Here is a 4,247-nt window from a genome sequence, read left to right on the forward strand (position 1 = left end):
AAACCGAAATACAAAAATCCACCTCCATACTAATCGATACCCTATGCGCAAGTACCTTGCGGCTATGCCAATCAATCACAGCACATAAATAAACAAAGCCTTTTGCCATAGGGATATACGTTATATCAGTAGACCACACTTGATTACTGCGCTGAATAGCCAATCCTTTGAGCAGATATGGATATTTACGGTGAGCTTGATTAGCCTGGCTTAAATTTGGTTTGCAATATAACGCCTGAATACCCATTTTCTTCATTAAAGTACGTGTATGACGTCGTCCTATATGATGCCCTTGACGATTCAACAAATCACGCATCATACGACTGCCTGCAAAAGGATATTGCATATGTAATTCATCAATACATCGCATCAGCTTCAGATCTGATGAGCTAACAGGTTTTGGGCGATAATAATAACAACCACGAGAGACTTTCAGTAACTTAGCTTGTTTAGATACTGAAATCTGAAGTGAGTGATCGATTAACTTTTGTGGTTGAAGCGGCCCAGTTTCTTCAACACACCTTCTAAAAAATCAATTTCTAATGCCTGCTCACCGATTTTTGCATGTAACTTTTTAAGATCAATGGGAGGTTCTGATGGAGCTTTTGATTGATCGAAAGCTTGTGAGGAAGCTGAGATCAATTGATTTTTCCAGTCAATAATTTGGTTTTGATGAACATCAAACTCAGAACTCAATTCAGCAAGTGTTTTTTCTGCTTTGATCGCAGCAAGTGCTACCTTAGCCTTAAAGTCGTTTGAATGATTTCTTCTTGGTCTACGTGCCATAAAATACTCCATATATTGATGTTTATAACATCATTTGAGGAGCAGAGTATCACTTATAGGAGTTGTTCAAATTTCCGGATCCATCTCTCTTTTATTGGATGCAAGAAGTAGTTTTATTGATGCTGAGTTTAAGATTTCAAACATCTTTGATGCACCGCATAAGAATGAAGTTGTTCGCTTAAATAAGAAATCACAAGCATATGTTGAAGCTAATGGCTGGATGTCCAGATCTTCCGCATTAGAACGTTTAGAACAATGGAAAAACGTTGCGTTTAACCAATATCTAGATCCAACGATCCGCAACCAAAACAACCAAAAAATTGTCCTTTCTCTTTTTGATTTGTCTGGCACATGGTCACAACCATGGGTTGATGCTGGCTATCAAGTATTTCGGTTTGATATACAGGCAGATCCTTATTTTGGCGATATTAATAACTTCAGCGTGGAATTCTTTAACGAGCTTTTTGCATGCTTTGATGGTTTGGACGTTCATGCGATTTTAGCTGCATGCCCATGTACAGACTTTGCTGTTTCTGGTGCAAGACATTTTACTGCCAAAGATGCTGATGGTCGCACGTTAAGCAGTATTGAGCTGGTGTACCAAACTTTAAGAACAATTGAATTTTTTAAACCGAATATTTGGGCAATTGAGAATCCAGTAGGGCGTATTGCGAGCTTAACCGGGTTGTCGCCGTGGCGTCTGTCGTTTGATCCGTTTCATTTTGGTGATACATACACAAAGAAAACATTATTGTGGGGCCGTTTCAATGCCGACCTACCAATTGCACCTGTTGAACCTGTTGAGGGCTCTAAAATGCACCGCCTATACGGTGGCAATAGTATTGCGACTAAGAATGCTAGAAGCGTAACGCCTGAAGGTTTTGCATACTCATTTTTCACGGCAAACAACGCACATAGCAATTCGTTAATGACGATTTGCAACAAGTATGATCGTTTAGATCCTGAGCTTTTGAGTCGCTGTTTAAATAGCGGTTTGAGTGACTACGACATCTCTAATTTGATCGATGACGATTATTACGACTGTGATGATTATTCAGCACATCAAACATTAGAAAGTGCCGTTGAAAGCATGGGGGTGGCTGTATGAATCTGAGCAAGGTTATTCATGCTTATAGGTATCTGTCTCCAGAAGATGTACCGCATGAATTAAGAGATCTAAGCCATAAAGGGGCATTTGTAAGAGGGAATTTCTATGTATAACTTGCTTCCACATGAATTAATCGTTGATAACTTTGCTGGCGGTGGCGGTACATCAACTGGTTTAGAACGTGCGTTCGGTAGACCGATTGATATTGCAATTAATCATGATCCGAAAGCCTTGGCCATGCATCGCATCAATCATCCAAAAACAAAGCACTACTGCGAGAGTGTTTGGGATGTTAACCCTGTAAAGATTACGGGCAATCAACCTGTTGGCTTGGTTTGGCTTAGTCCAGACTGTAAACATCATAGCCGTGCGAAAGGTGGCAAGCCGTTAAACAAGAAGATCCGCGGTTTAGCTTGGATTGCTTTAAGGTGGGCTGCAACAGTTCGACCACGAATCATCATGCTTGAAAACGTGGTTGAGTTTGTTGAATGGGGTGATTTGGATAAGAACGGTAAACCGATTTTAAAGCGGAAAGGGCGAACGTTTAACTGTTTCGTGAATGCGCTCAGGTACCAAGGGTACACGGTCGAATATCGTGAACTACGAGCATGCGACTATGGTGCACCGACATTGAGAAATAGATTTTTCTTAATTGCTCGGCGTGACAATTTACCGATCGTCTGGCCAGAACCCACACATGCTGAATTTGACTTTTTTGCACCTCAAAAAACGAAAAAACAACCATGGAAGACAGCTGCTCAATGTGTGGACCTTAATTATGAATGTTTAAGTTGTGTGCCCACCTGCGTAACCGCTGACGACTTGCTGAACTCCCTGAATCTGTAAAAATACGGCTTCAGTACACCAAAAGCATCCCCCACCGAAAAGTGCCTGTTGCATGGTTGATTCCTCATTCAATTAAATAACTCAATCGGGCTGATGGTTAAATTCCAGCTCATCAGTATGAAAGATAAAAAAGCCTGTCCATACAGGCTTTTTGTAGGGAAGTATTAACGCGGCTGAACAGCACTTTCCAGCTGGATCAAGAGATTTCCATGGCGATCCAGTAATTTTAAGGTTTTAGCAAATACCTGATAATGCGTCACTTTAGCTAAAGCTTCATTAAATTTCTGATCAAGCTGATCGTTGTTCATGCAAGCCATACGGGTAGTAGCCATTTGACTCAGGGTCAGCGTATCTTTTGCTGCTGTGTAGCTGCCCATAATCCGGTTACAGCTATCTGAACCTGAAACGCGCTGGGTACTGGCATCAAATTGCAGACTCGGAACATTGCGTGCGGTTGGCGCAGTCTTGATTTCAGTATTACCAATCTGGGTCGCAATCCAAGTACGATTTTGCAAAAGTTGTAAATGATTCGCGGTTTGTGTCGTGGCTGTATTGGGCACAGTTTCGCAGCCCATGACCGTTAGAACCGAGCCTAAAATCGCGATTGCAGTTAATTTTTTTAGCATGAGAGATACTCTGATCATTGACTAGCTATTTGTATATAAACAAAAAAATGATCAAGGTTCCAGTTGATTTTGTATCTTTATTGAAGTGGATTTGCTACACAGTTATCGCATGTCGGGTTTTGGTAGGCCCTGCCGGATCAGGCGTGAATAGTCCTGACTGGAGAGATTAGCGGTGCGTTCTACCCGTGGATTGACATGTGCCCGTTGATACCAAGTGTGCATATCCCAAGACTGTTCTAGTACTTTAAGATCATAGAGATAATTCGGTAAATAGCCGGAGGCCAGCAACCGGTAATCTGAGGGTAGCTGTTGTTGCGATATCGCCTGAACCATATCAAAGACTAGTGTGGTGCAATTACTGGTCAGGGTATTGTACCATTTTGGCTTTTGGGCCAGCTCATCGGCCTGACGCAGATATTCCTTGAATAGCGCTTTAGCCTGAGCTTGCGGCATTTTGACTGGGAAAAAATAGACCTGTTCACCACGGACATTGCTACGGGTATAGACAATATCCTTTTCATCCGATGCGACCAGACTCAGTTCATATTTTCGGAAAAAGCCACCAATCGCTGAAAACTCTTCATTCTTTTCCTTGCGGATTTCAATCGAGAAGGTGAGTGGCTTTTGATTGGCAAAATCGAAGCTGACCAGGGTATGGGCAATTTTAGGCCCCATCCAGTAGGAAGTAATGATGTTCACGCCAGTAATCTGATTCAGATCAAAACTGCGGCTTTCCCAGCGTTCGATATAGCGACCATCGGCCTGCCAGTCAAAGTTGCGGATATTGTGTAAGGTAACCTGATCGCCTTGCTGCTCATAATGCAGAAGCTGGGAAACCTCAGGATTCCACTCTCGATCCTGACGCGCTTCCAGACTGAAAT

3 protein-coding genes and 3 pseudogenes are annotated in these 4,247 nt (G+C 42.3%); 2 read left to right on the plus strand and 4 right to left on the minus strand.

Going from position 1 to position 4,247, the window contains the following annotated elements; translation table 11 throughout:
* Positions 1–798 (minus strand): annotated as a pseudogene (locus FTV08_RS15845) (IS3-like element ISAba14 family transposase); the annotation flags it as partial.
* 82 nt (positions 799–880) lie between these two features.
* On the opposite strand from FTV08_RS15845, the gene FTV08_RS15850 reads away from it, so the two are divergent.
* Together FTV08_RS15850 and FTV08_RS15855 are read left to right on the plus strand one after the other, a co-directional pair.
* On the plus strand, positions 881–1,894 hold the full coding sequence (locus tag FTV08_RS15850) for a DNA cytosine methyltransferase (protein WP_042893681.1): 1,014 nt from the start codon (positions 881–883) through the stop codon (positions 1,892–1,894).
* 105 nt (positions 1,895–1,999) lie between these two features.
* Positions 2,000–2,686: pseudogene (locus FTV08_RS15855) on the plus strand (DNA cytosine methyltransferase); the annotation flags it as partial.
* Here FTV08_RS15855 and FTV08_RS15860 read toward each other — a convergent pair.
* The 3 genes and pseudogenes from FTV08_RS15860 to FTV08_RS15870 all read right to left on the minus strand — a co-directional run.
* Positions 2,684–2,794: pseudogene (locus tag FTV08_RS15860) on the minus strand (peptide-methionine (S)-S-oxide reductase); the annotation flags it as partial. The pseudogenes FTV08_RS15855 and FTV08_RS15860 sit on opposite strands and share 3 nt — an antisense overlap.
* A gap of 110 nt (positions 2,795–2,904) precedes the next feature.
* Complete coding sequence (locus FTV08_RS15865; RefSeq protein ID WP_033917524.1) at positions 2,905–3,366, minus strand: META domain-containing protein; 462 nt, start codon at positions 3,364–3,366, stop codon at positions 2,905–2,907.
* 102 nt (positions 3,367–3,468) lie between these two features.
* The coding region (locus FTV08_RS15870; RefSeq protein WP_180087650.1) for a DUF4105 domain-containing protein at positions 3,469–4,247 on the minus strand (779 nt) is incomplete at its 5' end.

The sequence above is a fragment of the Acinetobacter sp. YH12226 genome, assembly GCF_013417805.1.
Taxonomy (GTDB): Bacteria; Pseudomonadota; Gammaproteobacteria; order Pseudomonadales; family Moraxellaceae; genus Acinetobacter.

Coding starts and splice junctions, on each gene's coding strand:
- FTV08_RS15865 (WP_033917524.1), bottom strand. CDS start 3,366: ATGCTAAAAAAATTAACTGCAATCGCGATTTTAGGCTCGGTTCTAACG.